Raw genomic sequence first — 16,435 nt, forward strand, 5'->3', positions numbered from 1 at the left:
GAGACAAATGATGTTCCGTTCATGCAAGACGTTCGTGCGTGCCGTATTTTCCGCGGCGGTGCTGTGTGCCGCGATGCCGGCTTGGGCTTGGCCGGATCGGCCTATTGAGTTGGTGGTGGGATTTGCGCCCGGTGGTGGCACGGATCTCACGGCGCGTGCGCTTGCTGTGTATCTGGAAAAGGAATTGGGGACCACGGTTGTAGTGCAGAACAAGCCCGGGGCATCCAGCGCGATTGCGCTGTCATATGTCGCACGTGCCAAGCCTGATGGATACACGCTTGCCATGACGAACATGCCGGGCTTGGTGTCATTGCCTATTGAGCGCGATGCAGGTTTTACGACGGCGGATTTCACGTATTTGGCGAACCTGGTTCGTGATCCGAGCGCATTCAGTGTGGCGAGCACCAGCCCTTATCAGACATTGGAATCCCTGATCGCCGACGCCAAGGCGAAACCCGGGACGATCAGCTACGGATCTACCGGGGTGGGCACCGACGATCATCTGGCGTTGGTGTTGTTCCAGAGTTTGACTGGCACAAAGTTGAACCACGTTCCCTATAACGGTGCTGGCCCGTTGCGCAGTGCGGTGTTGGGCGGGCATACGGTGATCGGGGGACTCAACCTCGGTGAAGTCATGCCGTATCACGGCAAGAATATGCGTGTGCTGGCGCAAGCGAGTGAAAAGCGGTCGCCGCTGGGGAAGGATGTGCCCACGTTCAAGGAGTTGGGGGTAGACCTCGTGTTTGCCTCTGAACGCGGTATCGTGGCTCCAAAGGGTCTGCCCCCCGAGGTGTCGGAGAAACTGCGTGAAGCATTGAAGAAAGTGGCCGCGAATCCGGAGTTTCAGGCGCAGATGAAGCAACAGTTCACGGAGATGGATTATCTGGATGGACCGCAGTGGCAAGAGCGGCTAAAGGGCGATGATGCGCGTTTGCGTGAGATCTGGGCCAAGACGCCGTGGGTGGAATGAGCGCGAGGTTTATTGTCTTTGCGGTAGTTTGAATGTCTTTTCGAAGGCCGCCTGCCCGCGAGGGGTGACGGCTACCGCACGCGTGCCGTCCAGCCGTCGTACCCAATCCTGCTCGATATAGTGGGTCAGCAACGCCGCCCCAAGTGTGCCGGCCAGGTGGTGGCGGCGTTCGCTCCAGTCCAGACAGGCGCGGCAGAATACGCGATGGGATTTGCCGCGCATGGCGCTGACAGTTAACGCGTCGATGTCCATGCCTATGGATTGGAGGGTATTGATGCCTTTGGGGGTGAGCGCTCCGGCTTCTGCCGTCAATTCGATATGCCCCGCTTCGATCATGCCGTCGGTGATCGCGACGGCAATTTCGCCGGCCAGATGGTCGTAGCAGGTGCGGGCGTAACGCAGAGCCTTGTCGCGCGGGCCGGTGATGACGCGGGGGCCTCGCACCGCGGCGCCTTGTTCGCGCTCAATGGATACCGACATGATCTGTTCCAACATGCGGGCGACCGATGGGGTAGCGAGGCGGTGATAATGATGGCGGCCTTGTTTTTCCCGGGTTAATAGCCCTGCATCGGTGAGCTTCGCTAAATGCCCGCTGGCGGTTTGAGGCGAGATGCCTGCGATATGGGCGAGCTCGGAGGCGGTCAGGGCGCGGCCGTCCATCAGGGCGGCGAGCATGTTCGCGCGCGCCAGGTCGCCGATGAGGGCGGCGGTTTCGGCGAGTGAGGCGGTGCTGACCATGACGGCTCCTGTGATGAATCTGGTGATAGGTCCGGTATACGTCTCGTGATGAATCCCGTGATAAACCTCATCTGCGGGTTTCAGTCAGCTTAGCAATTTTTCTGCTGACGATACTACGGTCTGGGCCGTAGCATAGGCGCGTCGACACACGGCACAGTGTGGGCTCTGACTCTTTGGAGCGTTTGCGTGATGGTTAACGAATTTGCCTTGCCGCAGTATCGCTTTTTCGGGCCCTGGGTGGTCAGGGCGGCGTTTGTGCTGGCCATGTTCGGCTGGGGCGTGGGTTTTTACGGGCCTTCGATTTATCTGGCCGAGGTGATCGCGCGCACGGGATGGTCGTTGCAATGGGTGTCGACGGCAGTGACGGTGCATTTTTTGTTCGGTGCATTGGTGGTGGCGAATTTGCCGCGGGTGCACGCTCGGTTGGGATTGGCGCCGAGTATTGCTTTGGGGGCGGTGTGTACGGCGCTGGGCGTGTTTGGCTGGGCGATGGCTGCGCAACCGTGGCAATTGTTGGTGGCGGCCCTGGTTAGCGGCTCGGGCTGGGTGATGATGGGGGCGGTGGCAGTCAATGCGGTGATTGCGCGTTGGTACGCCGTGGGCCGGCCCTCTGCGCTGGCCAAGGCGTATAACGGCGCGAGTATCGGCGGGGCGATTTTTGCGCCCTTGTGGGTGGCGCTGATACAAGGCCTGGGCTTTCCTGCGGCAGCGGCGTTGGTTGGCGTGGTGATGATCACTGTCATCGCGGCGTTGAGTGTCGTGGTTTTTTCCAAGACGCCGCAAACCCTGGGGCAATCGCTGGATGGCCAGGCGGTCGCGCACGAGACGGTGAACAAGACCCCGTCATCAGCGCGTGGCGTGCTATCGGGCAAGGCGCTATGGCGGGATCGCGCCTTTGTCACGTTGTCGTTAGGGATGGCGATCGGCTTGTTTGCGCAGATTGGTTTGCTGGCGCATCTGTTCAAGCTATTGGTGCCGACGCTCGGTGCGCAACCGGCAGGTTGGTTGATGGGGGGCGGCACGGCGTGCGCCATTATCGGCCGTATGGTGGCGGCTCGGGCGATGGGATATGTGGGAGATCGACGCACGATCGCGGCGGCTAGTTACTGCATGCAGGCGCTGGGTTCGGCGGTGTTGTTGTGTGCGCCTGCAGGCACTGTCTGGCCTCTGGTGCTAGGTGTGGTGTTGTTGGGGGCGGGGATCGGTAATGCTACGTCGTTGCCCCCGTTGATCGCGCAAACGGACTTTGCATCGCAGGATGTATCGCGTGTGGTGGCGCTGATTGTGGCGATCAGCCAGGGGGCTTATGCGTTTGCGCCGGCTATTTTTGGTGTGTTGCAGGGGCCTACGGTCGATGTGTCGGCGGGCATGGTCCATCATGCAAGTGCGTTGTTTGCGACGGCGATGGTGATTCAGCTGATTGCTGCCGTCGTATTTTTGCTAGGCCGGCGTCGGGTGCTGGATTAGTGCGCGGATGGAGATGCGATTGGCAATGGGCTGCGGGTAAATGGCGGCGGCAGGCAGGATGCGAGACGACAGGAAAATGTGGTATCGGCATGCTCGAGCGGTGCCAAATGACAATGCGGCAGTTTCGCGAAGCCCGTTGCTGGACGCAAAGCTGACTCCCACGCTTTGCGTCCGCCTAGATATCAATTAGCCTTGAATCCTGTCGCCTTGACGACGGCGGACCAGCGTTTGGCTTCGCTGTCTAGCAGGCGTTGCAGATCTTGGCGCGTGGATCCCACCACGATAAAGCCTGCATCTCCTAACGTTTTTGCGGCCTCGGGGGTGCGTAGCGCAGCGGCGCTTTCTGTTTGCAGACGATCCAGAATGTCTGCGGGTGTGCCTGCTGGGGCAAACAGAGCGAACCACGCACCGAAATCGACTTTGCCGTATCCGGCCTGGGCAAAGGTCGGCACGCCAGGCAATGCGCTGGACGGCTTGGCACCAGTGATAGCCAGGGCACGCATTTTGCCGCCTTTTACCTGCGGCGCGGCCAAGGCCGTGGTGACAAATTCGGCCTGTACGCTGCCGGATACTAATCCGGACACGGCGTCGCCGGTGGATCGGTAATGGACGGGTTCGATTTGCATGCCGACTTCGCGTGCGAATAGTTCAGCGCCAAAATGGCCCGGTGTGCCCGCGCCGAATGTGCCGAAGTTCACGCGGTCTTTCGAGGCTTTGCCGGCTTTGATGAAGTCGGCCAACGTTTGATAGGGCGAGGTCGCCGGCACGACCAGGACGAAATCGGCGCGTACAACTTCGGATATGGGCGCAAAGTCTTTGGCCGGGTCGTAGTTCAGGTTGTTGTACGTGGCGGGTGAAATGCTGATGGAACCGACTTCGCCTAACAGCAGGGTGTAGCCATCAGCGGGGCTGCGCGCGACGGTTTGTGCGGCGATCTGGCCACCCGCGCCCGCGCGGTTTTCTACGACGACGCTTTGTTTCAGGCGCTCGCCGAGTTGTTGCGAGAGCGTGCGTGCAACGATGTCAGGTCCTGTGCCGGGCGGGAAGCCGACGTTCAGACGAATGGGCGCGTTGGGATACTGTGCGAGGGCGATGGCGGGCAAGCACAGCATGGCTGTGACGAGCAGTCGGCGCAAGGGGGATGGCATGGGATGTCTCCGTGTCGGTGATGTGAGCTGCCAGTACGTTGCTGGTGGCGTAAGTATTGATGGAACGGGGTGTTGAGCGCGGCGATGGGTGCGGCTGGTAGAGCCGTCCAAGCTTTCTCAGCAAACCCGGTAAAAGCACAACTCAACATGATCAGGAAAGCGCGCGCCGGTGCCGATGAAAATCTGTTCGTGCAACCAGCTCAGTTCGGGTGCGGCCGTTTCGAATCGTGGATAGCTGCGAAAGTAGATGCGCGACGGATCGACTTTTTCGCCGCGGGCCAGTTTCGCGATGTCCTCGGCGCTGCCGGTGCGGATGCCTGTGTTCTCGACATACACGCGATGACCGTCGGTCGTTTCGATGACGTAGCGTGCGTGAATGTCGGTATACGTGGCCGAACGGATCGACTGAAAATCCGCACCGCCGGGCAGGATGGTGCCGTTGAGCTTGGGGCCTGTGACAGTGCCGCCCAGAATCGGAATGACGCGGCGGCGGCCTTGTGGCGTGTCGCCGACCTCTTGCGGCGGGCCGACTTGTACGTGCAGCGTGGCGAGGTGTTCGAGTTTCGGAGGCGTGGGCTCGGTTGGATTAACGGTGCTCATTTTTTTCTCCGGTATGGCGACGCAGTGCGGCGGGGTCAAATCCCGCCAGCTGCTTGTAGCGCAGCGATACGGCTTGCAGTTCGTGTTCGGGGATGACGTCGGCAATGTTGGCAAAGCCTTGCGGGGCGCGCTCTTCGGCCATTTGCATGACTTGCTCTGGGCCGTTCAGGCGATTGCGCAATACGATACCGGCCGTGCGCGGCAGGCGATCGGCTTCGTATTCGAGCAGAGCGGTTTCTAACGCGCGTACTTTGCCTTGCTGGGCTTGGCTGATGCAATCGGCCAGGCAGCGGGCATCCAGAATGGCTTGGGCTGAACCGTTCGAGCCGATGGGGTACATGGGATGCGCGGCATCGCCTAACAAGGTGAGACGGCCCTTTGTCCAGCGTGGCAGGGGATCGCGGTCCACCAGCGGGAATTCATAGATGGCCTGTGCGCCGTCGATGATCGAGGGAATATCGATCCAGTCCCAGCGCCAGTCGGAAAATCGATCGGCAAAGACGGATTTGTCGACGCGGCGATTCCAATCGGTGGCGGGCAGCGTCGCGTCTGGAATGGCCAGTTCGGCGATCCAGTTGATGAGTGAACGGCCCTCCCGATACAAGGGCGCCGAGATCGGATAGCAGACGAATTTCTGATCCTGATGGCCCGCCATGAACATTGTGCGGCCATCCAGATACGGCGCCGCCTCGGTGACTGCGCGCCACAGCATGCGACCGGAGAAACGCGGTTCGTCGCCGGTGGAATAAAACTGTTTGCGTAGGGCCGAGTGAATGCCATCGGCGCCGATTACGGCATCACCCACTGCGGTATGCAACGAGCCGTCGGCGCGGCTGCGAAAATGCGCGCGCGCTGTGGTGCCGTCATTCTCGGCCGACTCCAACACCATTCCTGTGACGATGGCATCGTGACCCAGGCGCGCGCGTACTGCCTCGGCTAGCAACATCTGGAATTCGCCACGATGTATCGAGAATTGAGGCTGCGGATAGCCTGCTTTCAGGCCACGCGGTTCCTGCCAAATGGCTTGGCCGAACTTGTTGTAGTAGTGCAGGGCGGATGTGGGGATGGCGTGTTCGGCGAGCGTGTCCAGCAGACCCAGCGGTTCCAGTTCGTTCACCGCATGCGGCAGCAGGTTGATGCCCACGCCTAATGGGCGCAGTTCTTGCGTGCTTTCATAGACGCGGCAGTTGATGCCTCGCTGATGCAGCATCAGGGCCAGCGTCAGTCCACCTATGCCGCCGCCGGCAATCACGATATTCATAAAGTCTCTCTCTCTCCGACTTACCTTCGTCGCTCACGCACGAATTTTATATTGTTATGTACCATAACAAATTGGGCGTGAGAGTCGGCACTGGGACTAACCCGTAATGGGGTGGGCCTGGAGGCCGAGGACGGGCCGCGGGAGCCTGGATTCATCGAAGTATCAGGTCTTGTCATCCGTGGGCGGTTCACGCGCTTGTCGGGCGGCATGTAGCGCTAGACTCCCGTCTGCGGTAGTGTGTAGTTCCTTTTTTATTTCACTCATGGCGTGCTATGCCCTCAGCCTCTGCATCGCGACCGCGTCGGCCATCGGCCCGTGGCGAACATTTTGATCCACATGTCGCGGGCATCGAATATGGTGCGCTGGATTCGCTGGTGGGCTATGCGATCCGGCGAGCGCAGATCCTGATTTACGAGGATTTTCTGGCGGCGCTGGAGCCCTGGGACATTACGCCACAGCGATTCTCGGCTTTGACGCTGATTGCATCGAATGCCGAATTGAAGCTCACCGATCTGGCGCGGATTCTCGGTATTGCCCGGTCGGGAGCCGTGCAATTAGTCGATCAGCTGCAGGCGATGGGCTACGTCACGCGTCGCGACGCCGTAGCAGACAAACGAGCCTACGCCTTGACGCTGACGCCAGCCGGGCGACGCGCGCATACAAGTATCACTCGGGCGGTACAGGCCCACGATCAACGTATCAGTGCGCAGTTGAGTGATGTGGAACGCAAGCAGTTGATTGCGTTGTTGGGGCGGGTTGGGTAAATCAATATTCCCGGTCGGGAATAATCATGGGAATTTTGCGCGTCGTACGTTTTAAAATTACCGATCGGGAAATTTTTGATGAAAACGTCGCTTTTTTTGAATAAAAGTTCCTGAGCGGTAATTTTTTATCGCCAATCATCTATCAAACTCTCTAGAATTACCGATCGGGAATTAGCAAGTGTAATCATGACAACCGACTCTATGCCCATCGATGTGTACGCGCCGACCAAAGTCCGTACTTCTGCCGAGCTAGGCAAACTCGTCAAAGCCGTGCGGGCGGAACAAGCGTTATTGCAGGTCGACTTGGCCGGACTCGCGGGGACTGGTAACCGGTTTGTCGTTGATCTGGAGCGGGGCAAACCCACACTGCAGTTACAGAAGGTGCTCGACATGTTGGATCTGCTCGGGTTGGAGGTGGTGATCCAGCGCAAACGCGGAGACTTTTGATGGCGACGGTCGATGCGTTAGACGTCTATGCCGCCGGACGATGTGTTGGGCGTCTTTTTGACGACCAGCCGTTGAGGTTCCGCTATGACCCTGCTTGGTTGGCTTGGTCTGAAGCTCGCCCGATCGCACCGGATTTGCCCTTAGGCGAACAGGATCTGGTGGGCGATCATGTGTTCGCGTATTTCGAGAACTTGTTGCCAGAGGGCAACCTCCGGCGTTTGTTATCTGTCAGCCGCCATGCCAGTACGGTATTCGGACTCTTGCGCAGTGTGGGCGGTGATACTGCAAGCGGTGTGACGATTTTGCCTCAGGGCGAAAAACCCGCACCCCCCAGTTATCGGCCGACGAGTTGGGCGGAGATCGCGCAGCGGATGCAACAGGCAGTTGTTCCGGCGTTAGTCGCGGAGAATGCGGAGGGTACGCGCGTCTCTTTGGCGGGGGCACAAGACAAACTGCTGTTGATGGTGTTGCCGGACGGCTCACCCGCGATTCCAGAAGGCACGGCGCCGTCCACGCACATTCTCAAGCCCGATATTCGGGGGCTTGATGGTGTCTGGTCATCGGCATTGAATGAAACGATGGTGATGAAACTGGCTGCTGCGTTGCAGCTCGGGGCTGCCGAGGTCGAATATCAGCCCGATACGCGCGCTTGTCTGGTGCGCCGATATGATCGCAGGCCTGATGGCGCAGGAGGATTGGCCCGATTACATCAGTTGGATTTGTGCCAATTGGCGGGAACGCCATCGGAGGTCAAGTATGAGGCCGATGGTGGACCGACTCTGGCGCAATGTCGGGAGATCATGCGGCGTATGGGGGTGACGGCACAGGATGTGCAGCGTTTTGTGCGCTGGGTACTCTTTAATTTATTCGTGGGTAATAACGATAGTCATGCCAAGAATCTTTCGGTGATACAAGACGCGAGAGATGCATGGAGGCTGACGCCATTCTACGATTTGATGTGTACGGCTATTTATCCGGGATTGTCGCGACAGTTTGCCTTTCGGATTGGCGGTGAGATGCTGCCGGGCAAGATTGGGGTGAGCCAGTTGCAGGCGCTGGGGCGGGATCTGGGTGTTTCTGGTCGTTATGTGTTGCGCGCGGGGCGGGAGTTGGCAGATGAATTGCCTGCGGCGCTAGAGAAGGTAGTCGCAGAACTGCGAGGGCAGACTCGGGCGGGGACTGAGCATACGTTGCTGGAGCGACTGGAGCAGTGGATTCGGGGGAATACGCGTAAGCATGTGGCTCGGTGGGAGTAACGGGGGGCGTTAGTTGTCGTATGCGCAGCGGGTGTTTCTATTTTGGCCGTCCCTGTCGGTCGCCTGCAAGCCGCACCGGGCCTATCGCGGCGACTCGGCCCGTTAGCAGGGGCCTCGGCCTCGCTGCGCGAGGCTAAATCNNNGCTCAACGGCCCGGTGCGGCTTGCAGGCGACCGACAGGGACTCGCAGTAGTGGCATGCCGAGGCAGTGCTGAAGGGTTGTCGGGTTACGACAGCGGCAGCGTCAGCACGCCTTGGGTCGCCGGGCGCATCATCAGGCGGCGGTACCAGACGTTCAAGGCGGGTGTCGCGGGGCGCTCGATGGGCATTGCCAGCCAGCGGTGAGCGACGCAGCCTAGGACGATGTCGGCCATGGTGAGATGGCTGCCGATGATGTATTCCTTTTGCTGCAGGGCGTTTTCCAGGATCAGGCCCAGATCATTTGTCTTGCGCGTGGATGCCTCGATGACAGCGTGGTCGCGTTTGTCTTCCGGGGTGCGGATCAGGCCTAGGAATGCGGGGCCCATGGCGGGTTGCCATTCAGTCGCGGTCCAGTCCATCCAGCGATCGGCTTGGGCGCGCACGGCGACGTCGGTGGGCCAGAGGGTGCCTTCGCTGTAGCGTGCCGCCAGGTAGCGGACGATGGCGTTGGATTCCCACAGGATCAGGCCGCCGTCGTCGATGACGGGGACTTTGCGGTTGGGGTTCATGGCGCCGTATTCGGGCGTGTCCAGGCCACCAAATTTGCCGCCGACTTGTTCAGCGGTGTGCGGCAGCGCGAGTTCGCGCACGGTCCACAGGACTTTTTGTACGTTGACCGAGCTTGAACGTCCCCAGATTTTTAGCATGATGATTCCTTAGGTTTGCGGCGCAAGTTGGCGCCGCGCAAAGCCAGCCGTACGACCAAAGCGTGACCAATTGAATGCCGGCCCGGGGTCGGTCTTGCGCCCCGGAGCGATGTGTTCGTGGCCCCACGCCGCGCGCAGCGGATAGCGGGCGCGCAACAGACGGGTCAGTTTGGCCAGGCTGGTGTACTGGGCGTCAGTGTAGGGCAGAATGTCGGTGCCCTCGAGTTCGATGCCTAGAGAAAAATCATTGCAGCGCTCGCGGTTTTCAAAGCGCGAGACGCCTGCGTGCCAGGCCCGCTTGTCGGTCGATACGAATTGTACGATCTGGCCGTCACGTCTGATGAAGAAATGCGCCGATACTCGCAGGCCGCGTAGCCGCTCGAGCCAGGGATGGGCGGCATAGTCCAGGCGGTTCAGGAACAAACCGGCGACATGAGGCCCACCAAATTGGTTCGGCGGCAGGCTGATGTTGTGGATGACCAGTAAGGAAACCGTGGACCCGGCAGGGCGCGCGTCATGGTTGGGTGAGGGTAGCAGGCGCACCGCAGGAGCAGGCCTCAGCCACCCGTGTCGATCAAGCTGTAAAGACATAGATGCGGCTCGTTAATGGTAACTGTAAGCCTCATTATGCCTGCCTTGCTTGATGCATCAACTGGATGCCACGTTACGGCATGTGTGATCAGGTTAACGCTCGCCCAATCGCGCGTGCTCGTTGCTGCACCAGGTCTTGCCTGCGATCAGCAGCGCCTCTGAGCGCGGCAAATGCACACCACAGTGCGCACAGCGCACCATGGATTCGACGGGGCCGCTGCCGGGCTGGCGGGCGGGCGCGCTCGGGGGCGCTTTGGCGGCGGCGCTGCGTTTGGCGCTATTGCGGGCCGACACGATACGCATCACCACCATGACCGCCAGGATGATGACGACCCAGATTAACAACTTGCCCACTTCAACTCCGATGAAGAATGACTTCCAGTACAAACCGGCTGCCGGTGTAGGCCAGGATTAGAAAGGCGAATCCGGTCAGTGTCCAGCGCAACGCGACGCGGCCGCGCCAGCCGCGAATGTGGCGGCCCAGCAGTAATACTCCAAAGGTCAACCATGACAGGAGTGTGAAAACCGTTTTGTGGTCAAAGGGCAGGACCTTGCCTGTCAGTTCCATCGAGGCGATGGAACCGGTGATGACGGCGGCGGTCAGGACGGCGAAGCCGATCCAGATGACACGAAATAACAGCCGCTCCTGGACCAGTAGCGGTGCCTGGGCATCGAGGACGCGGCCGATGAGGCTGCGTGCTGCGGGGGCTTCGAGCGGGCGGTGCAGGTGGCGGTCGAGCAGGGCCATCAGCAGGGCATGCAGGGCCGCCACCGTGATCAGGGCATAGGCGGCCAGGGCGATGAGTAGATGCACGCGTAGCGAACTGTTTTCGGCATGGGGGACGAGCTGCCCCTGGGGAAACAGCGCCGCGAGGGCGCAGATCACCGTGGCGGCTGGCAATAGCAGTAGCTGCAGCCCGTCAATGTGGACCAGCAGGCTTTCCAGCCAGAACACCACCATGCCCAGCCAGACCGCGGCGGACAGGGCGAGCGCCCACCCTATGAACAGGGGTGAGCCGCCCAGCATGGCCTGATACAGGCCGATGCCGTGCAGAACCAGGGCGCCCAGCAGGCTCGCGCGGGCGACTTTGCCCGCTTTTTCGACGCTGCCTGCACCTTTCAGGCGCCACCAGAGGGCCCCACCGAGCACGGCGTAGGCCAGGGCGGCCGCTGCGTGAAATACAATGCCTAATGACATAAAAACCGTTGTCTGGATGGGGCCTCTCAGGCGCTAGTCGCTGGCAGGGATAAAACCCCCTGCTGCCCGGGCCACCGTTCAATCAACTAGTGTAAGCGGAAACGCCTCTCATGCTCGATAACCTGACTCAACGTTTGTCGCGCGTCGTCAAGACGCTGCGCGGCGAAGCCCGCCTGACCGAGGCCAACACGCAGGAAATGCTGCGCGAAGTGCGCATGGCCCTGCTCGAGGCTGACGTGGCCTTGCCTGTCGTGCGCGATTTTGTCGCACGCGTTAAAGAAAAAGCCCTGGGCGAAGATGTCGTCGGCAGCCTGAGCCCTGGCCAAGCCCTGGTGGGCGTGGTCAGCAAGGAGCTGACGGCTCTGATGGGCGGCGATCTGGGCGCCGGCGCCGGCGATCTGTCGCTGGCCGTGCAGCCCCCCGCCATCATCCTGATGGCTGGCCTGCAGGGGGCGGGTAAAACCACCACCACCGGCAAGCTCGGCCGCTGGCTGGCCGAGGGCAATCACACCCAAAACGGCCGCAATACCGGCAAGAAAAAGGTCCTGACGGTCAGCGCCGACGTTTATCGCCCGGCCGCTATCGATCAGCTGAAGGCCGTCGCGGCCCAGGCAGGTATCGATTTTCTGCCCTCGGATCCTAGCCAGAAACCCGAAGACATCGCCCGTAATGCCGTCGATCACGCCCGTCGCCATCACTACGATGTGCTGATTCTGGATACGGCAGGCCGTCTGGGTATCGACGAGGCCATGATGCGCGAGATCCGCGCACTATACGATCTGGTCAAACCTGTCGAAACCCTGTTCGTGGTCGATGCTATGCAGGGGCAGGATGCGGTCAATACGGCCAAGGCCTTTGCCGAGGCGCTGCCCCTGACGGGTGTGGTGCTGACCAAGCTGGATGGTGACGCACGCGGCGGCGCCGCTCTGTCCGTGCGCCACGTGACCGGCAAGCCTCTGAAATTCGTCGGTGTCTCGGAAAAATTGGATGGGCTGGAGCCTTTCTACCCCGACCGTATGGCGCAGCGTGTGCTGGGCATGGGCGACATCGTGTCGCTGGTCGAACAGGCACAAAAGAACATCGATATCGCCGAGGCGCAAAAGCTGGCGACGAAACTCAAATCGGGCAACAAGTTCGATCTGAACGATTTCCGTGAGCAATTGGGCCAGGTGAAAAAGCTGGGCGATATGGGTTCGTTGCTGGAAAAGCTGCCTTCGCAGTTCCAGCAGGCCGCGGGTCAGTTGCAGGGCGGCCAGGCTGAAAAGCAACTGCGTCGTACCGAAGGCATCCTGAACTCGATGACGGCTGCCGAACGCGCCAAGCCCGAATTGATCAAGGCATCACGTAAACGCCGTATTGCCGCGGGTTCCGGTGTCCCGGTGCAAGAGGTCAACCGTTTGCTGTCCCAGTTCGAGCAGATGCAGGGCATGATGAAGCAAATGAAGAAAGGCGGCATGGCCAAGATGATGCGCGCCATGGGCGGCATGAAAGGCCTGGGGCGCTTTGGCGGAATGCGATAAAGCAAAGCCGCCGGCGGCAAAAAATACCCCCACGCTGCGCCTTCGGCTTGCTGCCCCCCGAGGGGGTGTTTTTGTCTTGGGGCGGCCCGGCGACAAAAAAACGGCCAGACATGAGTCTGGCCGAGTCAACCAACGCGAACGGGGATTGTCCGCGTTGGTGCAAACCGGCAAACGCTGCGGGGGCTTGCCGGTTTGTGCGGTTCAGTTCAGCGGCGGGATGCGCAGTACTTGGCCCGGATAGATCTTGTCCGGATGCGTCAGCATGGGCTTGTTGGCTTCGAAAATCACGGTGTGCTTGGCGCCCTGGCCGGCACCGTAGTGAGCTTCGGCGATTTTCCAGAGGTTGTCGCCTTTTTTGACGGTGTACATCTGGGCCTCGGGTGCAGCTTGTTTGGCGGTCAGTTGGTTATCCACCTGGGCCACGCCCACGGTGTTGCCCAGCGCCAGCGTGATTTTCTCGGCTTCTTCGGTCGAAGCCGCTTCGCCGGTCACGGTGACTTTATCGCCATCGACTTGAATGTTCAGGCCATCGGCACTCAGACCGTGCTTGTCCAGTTCCTTCTTCAGTTCATCTACCGATGCCGCCTTGGCTTCGCTGGCGCCAAACAGTTTTTCGCCGACATCTTTAATAAAGCTGAGCAGACCCATAGTGTTTCCTCTTTTAGACTGTTAAGAAACGTTAAGTGCGTGTTGGCAGAAGATGGCGTTATTTAACCCGCTGACGACATCTGCTGGGAACTCATTATGGGCCGATTCCGTGAAGGCTGTGCTCTTCTCCCGCCGATAATCGGTAACTAAACATTACTATGTGGGGGCGTGCAAGGCGCCAGCCGCTGTCCGGCGGGTCAATTTCCACACATGCGCGGGTGGCATATTGGCGATGACTGTCTCGACGCGCCGTGCCCGCAGGCCGAGGCGATCGAGCACGCGTTGTCGGACGGGGCAACGTGGTCCATATGTAAATAGGACCATTGAACCGCCGGGGCGCAGTTGTGCAAACGTGCTGCGCAAAATGCCAATCTGCTGTTTCACCGGCATATTCAATAAGGGCAACCCACAGACGGCGACGCCGGCCAGGCTGTCGGCAAACAATGGCACGCCGACCAATTTGGCGGCATCCCCTTGATAAACATAGGCATCGGGGAAATCATGCCGCAGTTGCTTGGCGAACTGCGGGTCCATTTCCACCAAGGTGAGCTGTGCCGATGTCAGACCGCGCGCCACCAGGGCACGGGTAAAGGACCCGGTCCCTGCGCCCAACTCCAGGCACGGCCCCGAACTCGGCGTGATATCGCGCGTCATGGCGGCGGCCAAGCGGGCACTGGAAGGCCAGATAGCGCCAATGCCTTTGGGATTGGCGCGCCAGGCACGCAGAAAACGTATGCGCTCAGCCACCCAGGAATGGCGGCTAATGCGACTCGCAACATGCCCGGTGGCGCGGCCTGCAACCCCTGCGATACGAAACAGCCGCGAACCTACGGGCAGACCGGATTCGTCTCCGGTCAGGAACTTGAGCAGCATATGGACTCCTGTGAGCAGAGTTGGCTTGCCGCAACGCAATAAATATGCTTCTTGCGAGCCAACATCAAACACAGGCGCCAGCGTACTACGTGGTTGGTCTTGTGCAAGAGCTAACTACGTCTGGGTATCGCACCGTTGATAATTTTCACATTCTGTGTCGAATATCGCCGACGGTGACACGCTTGGTCACGCCTGTCTGCCCTGGGTCAGTGCGGCCTGCGATTCAGCCTCCGCCGACGGCCACGACGATTTCGACTTGGTCGCCGTCCTTTAGGATGGTGGCTTCGTGCTGGCTCTTGGGGACGATTTCGCCATTGCGTTCTACCGCCACGCGTTTGCCTGCGTAGCCCAGGGTCTGGAGCAGTTCGATAACCGTGGTGTCCAGCGGGAATTCGCGTGCGGCACCGTTGAGCGTGATGTGCATGATGGCTCCTTATTGTGCAGCGTAGGCGTCGGTGGCTTCGATGAGCTTGGCTAATGTGCCGGGCTCGTCAAAGGCATGGCCGGCATCCGGTACCAGGTGAAACTGCGCCTGGGGCCATGCACGGTGCAGGTCCCACGCGGTGCGTGCGGGGGTGCAGATATCGTAGCGCCCTTGCACGATGGTGCCAGGGATGTTGTGCAGTTTGTGCGCGTCGCGAATGAGCTGGCCTTCTTCCATGAAGCCGTTGTTCACAAAGTAGTGATTTTCAATGCGGGCAAAGGCCAATGCGGCGCGATCTGCGGCGTGGCTTTGCTGGTGGCGAGGGCTGGGCATGAGGGTAATGGTGCTGTCTTCCCATTTGCTCCAGGCCTTGGCGGCGCGCAGCTGCGCGNCGGGGTCCGGGCCAGTCAGCCGCTTGTGATAGGCGCCGATCATGTCGTCCCGTTCCTCTGGCGGAATGGGTTCGAGATAGGCTTCCCAGTGGTCGGGGAACAACCACGATGCCCCCTCCTGGTAGAACCACTGCAGCTCCGAACGGCGCAGGCTGAAGATACCGCGCACGATGAGTTCGCTGACATGGCTGGGGTGCGTCTGTGCGTAGGCCAGCGCCAGCGTCGAGCCCCAGGATCCGCCGAATACCAGCCAGCGGTCTGCGCCCATGACTTCCGTGCGCAGGCGTTCGATGTCCGAGACCAGATCCCACGTTGTGTTGTTGTCCAGGCTCGCGTGCGGCGTCGAGCGGCCGCAGCCGCGTTGATCGAACAACAGCACGTTGTAGCGCTGTGGATCAAACAGTTGACGGTGCACGGGAGCGCTCCCGCTACCTGGGCCGCCATGCAGAAACACGGCCGGTTTGCCCTGCGGATTGCCACAGAGTTCCCAATAGACTAGGTGCCCGTCGCCAGTGTCCAGCATGCCGTGGCGATAGGGCTCGATAGCGGGGTACAACATAGTTAAGCGGTCCTCTGGAAGATCAGGTCCCAAACGCCATGGCCCAGACGCAGGCCGCGGGTTTCGAATTTGGTTTGTGGGCGGTAGTCAGGGCGCGGAGCGTAGTCGGCAACGGTGTTGCGCAGCAGCGGCTCGGCGCTCAGGACTTCCAGCATTTGTACGGCGTAGTCTTGCCAATCGGTGGCACAGTGCAGGTATCCGCCTGGGGCGATGCGGCTGGCCAACAGCGAGACGAACGGGGGTTGCAGCAGGCGGCGTTTGTGATGGCGTTTTTTGGGCCACGGGTCGGGGAAATAGACGTGGACGCCGGCCAGGCTGTCGGGGGGGATCATGTCGCGCACGACTTCTACGGCGTCGTGCTGAATGATGCGCAGGTTCTGCAGGTCGGATTCTTCGATGCGGCGTAGCAATGAACCTACGCCGGCGTTGAAGACTTCAACTCCCAGGAAATTGTCGTCAGGGCGGGCCTGAGCGATTTTCTGGGTGGTTTCGCCCATGCCGAAGCCGATTTCCAGCACGGTGGGGGCTTGGCGGCCAAACGGGGCCGCCAGATCCAGGCGCTGGGGAGAGTAGGGGATGGACCATTTCTCCAGCAGATGCTCCAGCGCATCGCGTTGGCCTTGGGTGATGTGGCCACGGCGGTGGACGAAACTGCGGATATGGGTCGCGCCTGGGCTGTTCGGGGCTTGCGTGGCCGGTTCTAGGGCGGCGCGGGTGGCTTCCGACAGGGG

At 60.5% G+C, this 16,435-nt stretch carries 19 protein-coding genes and 1 pseudogene; 6 read left to right on the forward strand and 14 right to left on the reverse strand.

The window, feature by feature from the left end; all coding sequences use genetic code 11:
* Nucleotides 1-7: 7 nt before the first annotated feature.
* Complete coding sequence (locus ACNA0J_RS03535; protein ID WP_415816432.1) at nt 8-970, forward strand: tripartite tricarboxylate transporter substrate binding protein; 963 nt, start codon at nt 8-10, stop codon at nt 968-970.
* 9 nt (nt 971-979) lie between these two features.
* Here the strand turns inward: ACNA0J_RS03535 and ACNA0J_RS03540 are convergent, their stop codons facing one another.
* Nucleotides 980-1,708: an ArsR/SmtB family transcription factor gene (locus ACNA0J_RS03540; protein ID WP_415816434.1), complete on the reverse strand. Its 729-nt coding sequence runs from the start codon at nt 1,706-1,708 to the stop codon at nt 980-982.
* Nucleotides 1,709-1,897: 189 nt separating this feature from the next.
* Here ACNA0J_RS03540 and ACNA0J_RS03545 point away from each other — a divergent pair, with 189 nt between their 5' ends.
* Entirely contained in the window at nt 1,898-3,175 is a 1,278-nt protein-coding gene (locus ACNA0J_RS03545; protein WP_415816436.1) for an MFS transporter, read from the forward strand.
* A gap of 182 nt (nt 3,176-3,357) precedes the next feature.
* Here ACNA0J_RS03545 and ACNA0J_RS03550 read toward each other — a convergent pair whose 3' ends face one another.
* The 3 genes from ACNA0J_RS03550 to ACNA0J_RS03560 all read right to left on the reverse strand — a co-directional run bounded on the left by ACNA0J_RS03550 (nt 3,358) and on the right by ACNA0J_RS03560 (nt 6,184).
* Nucleotides 3,358-4,323 carry a Bug family tripartite tricarboxylate transporter substrate binding protein gene (locus ACNA0J_RS03550; protein ID WP_094823441.1) on the reverse strand — a complete coding sequence of 322 codons (966 nt, stop codon included), beginning with the start codon at nt 4,321-4,323 and terminating at the stop codon, nt 3,358-3,360.
* Between the two features lie 117 nt (nt 4,324-4,440).
* Entirely contained in the window at nt 4,441-4,923 is a 483-nt protein-coding gene (locus ACNA0J_RS03555; protein WP_415816439.1) for a DUF3237 domain-containing protein, read from the reverse strand.
* On the reverse strand, nt 4,910-6,184 hold the full coding sequence (locus ACNA0J_RS03560; protein ID WP_415816441.1) for a flavin-dependent oxidoreductase: 1,275 nt from the start codon (nt 6,182-6,184) through the stop codon (nt 4,910-4,912). Before ACNA0J_RS03560 ends, ACNA0J_RS03555 begins: the two co-directional genes overlap by 14 nt.
* A gap of 272 nt (nt 6,185-6,456) precedes the next feature.
* Between ACNA0J_RS03560 and ACNA0J_RS03565 the strand changes: the two genes are divergently transcribed.
* From ACNA0J_RS03565 to ACNA0J_RS03575, 3 genes are all read left to right on the forward strand, one after another.
* Nucleotides 6,457-6,948: a MarR family winged helix-turn-helix transcriptional regulator gene (locus tag ACNA0J_RS03565; RefSeq protein WP_415816443.1), complete on the forward strand. Its 492-nt coding sequence runs from the start codon at nt 6,457-6,459 to the stop codon at nt 6,946-6,948.
* A gap of 186 nt (nt 6,949-7,134) precedes the next feature.
* Entirely contained in the window at nt 7,135-7,395 is a 261-nt protein-coding gene (locus ACNA0J_RS03570) for a helix-turn-helix domain-containing protein (RefSeq protein ID WP_254924372.1), read from the forward strand.
* Nucleotides 7,395-8,651 carry a type II toxin-antitoxin system HipA family toxin gene (locus tag ACNA0J_RS03575; RefSeq protein WP_415816445.1) on the forward strand — a complete coding sequence of 419 codons (1,257 nt, stop codon included), beginning with the start codon at nt 7,395-7,397 and terminating at the stop codon, nt 8,649-8,651. Before ACNA0J_RS03570 ends, ACNA0J_RS03575 begins: the two co-directional genes overlap by 1 nt.
* A 227-nt stretch (nt 8,652-8,878) precedes the next feature.
* Here ACNA0J_RS03575 and ACNA0J_RS03580 read toward each other — a convergent pair whose 3' ends face one another.
* From ACNA0J_RS03580 to ACNA0J_RS03595, 4 genes are all read right to left on the reverse strand, one after another.
* Nucleotides 8,879-9,499, reverse strand: a complete 621-nt coding sequence (locus tag ACNA0J_RS03580) for a glutathione S-transferase family protein (protein ID WP_415816447.1) — start codon at nt 9,497-9,499, stop codon at nt 8,879-8,881.
* A gap of 9 nt (nt 9,500-9,508) precedes the next feature.
* Complete coding sequence (gene ampD / locus ACNA0J_RS03585; protein ID WP_415816449.1) at nt 9,509-10,090, reverse strand: 1,6-anhydro-N-acetylmuramyl-L-alanine amidase AmpD; 582 nt, start codon at nt 10,088-10,090, stop codon at nt 9,509-9,511.
* A gap of 93 nt (nt 10,091-10,183) precedes the next feature.
* Nucleotides 10,184-10,444 (reverse strand): PP0621 family protein, encoded by a 261-nt coding sequence (locus ACNA0J_RS03590; protein ID WP_094823433.1) that lies wholly within the window; start codon nt 10,442-10,444, stop codon nt 10,184-10,186.
* A gap of 1 nt (nt 10,445) precedes the next feature.
* Complete coding sequence (locus ACNA0J_RS03595) at nt 10,446-11,288, reverse strand: cytochrome C assembly family protein (RefSeq protein WP_415816451.1); 843 nt, start codon at nt 11,286-11,288, stop codon at nt 10,446-10,448.
* 110 nt (nt 11,289-11,398) lie between these two features.
* Between ACNA0J_RS03595 and ffh the strand changes: the two genes are divergently transcribed.
* A complete protein-coding gene (gene ffh, locus ACNA0J_RS03600) occupies nt 11,399-12,808 on the forward strand; it encodes a signal recognition particle protein (RefSeq protein WP_415816453.1) in 1,410 nt (469 codons plus the stop codon).
* Nucleotides 12,809-13,009: 201 nt separating this feature from the next.
* Here the strand turns inward: ffh and lysM are convergent, their stop codons facing one another.
* The 6 genes and pseudogenes from lysM to trmB all read right to left on the reverse strand — a co-directional run.
* Complete coding sequence (gene lysM / locus ACNA0J_RS03605; protein WP_415816455.1) at nt 13,010-13,456, reverse strand: peptidoglycan-binding protein LysM; 447 nt, start codon at nt 13,454-13,456, stop codon at nt 13,010-13,012.
* A gap of 156 nt (nt 13,457-13,612) precedes the next feature.
* A complete protein-coding gene (locus ACNA0J_RS03610) occupies nt 13,613-14,329 on the reverse strand; it encodes a class I SAM-dependent methyltransferase (protein WP_415816457.1) in 717 nt (238 codons plus the stop codon).
* Between the two features lie 223 nt (nt 14,330-14,552).
* Entirely contained in the window at nt 14,553-14,753 is a 201-nt protein-coding gene (gene thiS, locus ACNA0J_RS03615) for a sulfur carrier protein ThiS (protein WP_094839128.1), read from the reverse strand.
* 9 nt (nt 14,754-14,762) lie between these two features.
* Nucleotides 14,763-15,144: alpha/beta hydrolase family protein (locus tag ACNA0J_RS03620; RefSeq protein ID WP_462935924.1), on the reverse strand; the 382-nt coding region annotated here is incomplete at its 5' end.
* Nucleotide 15,145: 1 nt separating this feature from the next.
* Nucleotides 15,146-15,704, reverse strand: a pseudogene (gene pip / locus ACNA0J_RS03625) (prolyl aminopeptidase); the annotation flags it as partial.
* A 2-nt stretch (nt 15,705-15,706) separates the two neighbouring features.
* Nucleotides 15,707-16,435, reverse strand: a 729-nt coding sequence (trmB, locus tag ACNA0J_RS03630) for a tRNA (guanosine(46)-N7)-methyltransferase TrmB (RefSeq protein ID WP_415816459.1), incomplete at its 5' end; no start/stop codon positions are given.

The sequence above is a fragment of the Bordetella tumbae genome (genome assembly GCF_965139195.1).
Classification (GTDB): Bacteria; Pseudomonadota; Gammaproteobacteria; order Burkholderiales; family Burkholderiaceae_B; genus Bordetella_A; species Bordetella_A tumbae.

What these genes read in the sequence shown, in the direction of transcription:
- ACNA0J_RS03550 (WP_094823441.1), bottom strand. Translation starts at nt 4,323, where the DNA reads ATGCCATCCCCCTTGCGCCGACTGCTCGTCACAGCCATGCTGTGCTTG.
- ffh (WP_415816453.1), top strand. Translation starts at nt 11,399, where the DNA reads ATGCTCGATAACCTGACTCAACGTTTGTCGCGCGTCGTCAAGACGCTG.
- ACNA0J_RS03570 (WP_254924372.1), top strand. Translation starts at nt 7,135, where the DNA reads ATGACAACCGACTCTATGCCCATCGATGTGTACGCGCCGACCAAAGTC.
- ACNA0J_RS03535 (WP_415816432.1), top strand. Translation starts at nt 8, where the DNA reads ATGATGTTCCGTTCATGCAAGACGTTCGTGCGTGCCGTATTTTCCGCG.
- ACNA0J_RS03565 (WP_415816443.1), top strand. Translation starts at nt 6,457, where the DNA reads ATGCCCTCAGCCTCTGCATCGCGACCGCGTCGGCCATCGGCCCGTGGC.
- ampD (WP_415816449.1), bottom strand. Translation starts at nt 10,090, where the DNA reads ATGTCTTTACAGCTTGATCGACACGGGTGGCTGAGGCCTGCTCCTGCG.
- ACNA0J_RS03595 (WP_415816451.1), bottom strand. Translation starts at nt 11,288, where the DNA reads ATGTCATTAGGCATTGTATTTCACGCAGCGGCCGCCCTGGCCTACGCC.
- ACNA0J_RS03540 (WP_415816434.1), bottom strand. Translation starts at nt 1,708, where the DNA reads ATGGTCAGCACCGCCTCACTCGCCGAAACCGCCGCCCTCATCGGCGAC.
- ACNA0J_RS03580 (WP_415816447.1), bottom strand. Translation starts at nt 9,499, where the DNA reads ATGCTAAAAATCTGGGGACGTTCAAGCTCGGTCAACGTACAAAAAGTC.
- ACNA0J_RS03560 (WP_415816441.1), bottom strand. Translation starts at nt 6,184, where the DNA reads ATGAATATCGTGATTGCCGGCGGCGGCATAGGTGGACTGACGCTGGCC.
- thiS (WP_094839128.1), bottom strand. Translation starts at nt 14,753, where the DNA reads ATGCACATCACGCTCAACGGTGCCGCACGCGAATTCCCGCTGGACACC.
- ACNA0J_RS03575 (WP_415816445.1), top strand. Translation starts at nt 7,395, where the DNA reads ATGGCGACGGTCGATGCGTTAGACGTCTATGCCGCCGGACGATGTGTT.
- ACNA0J_RS03610 (WP_415816457.1), bottom strand. Translation starts at nt 14,329, where the DNA reads ATGCTGCTCAAGTTCCTGACCGGAGACGAATCCGGTCTGCCCGTAGGT.
- ACNA0J_RS03545 (WP_415816436.1), top strand. Translation starts at nt 1,898, where the DNA reads ATGGTTAACGAATTTGCCTTGCCGCAGTATCGCTTTTTCGGGCCCTGG.
- lysM (WP_415816455.1), bottom strand. Translation starts at nt 13,456, where the DNA reads ATGGGTCTGCTCAGCTTTATTAAAGATGTCGGCGAAAAACTGTTTGGC.
- ACNA0J_RS03555 (WP_415816439.1), bottom strand. Translation starts at nt 4,923, where the DNA reads ATGAGCACCGTTAATCCAACCGAGCCCACGCCTCCGAAACTCGAACAC.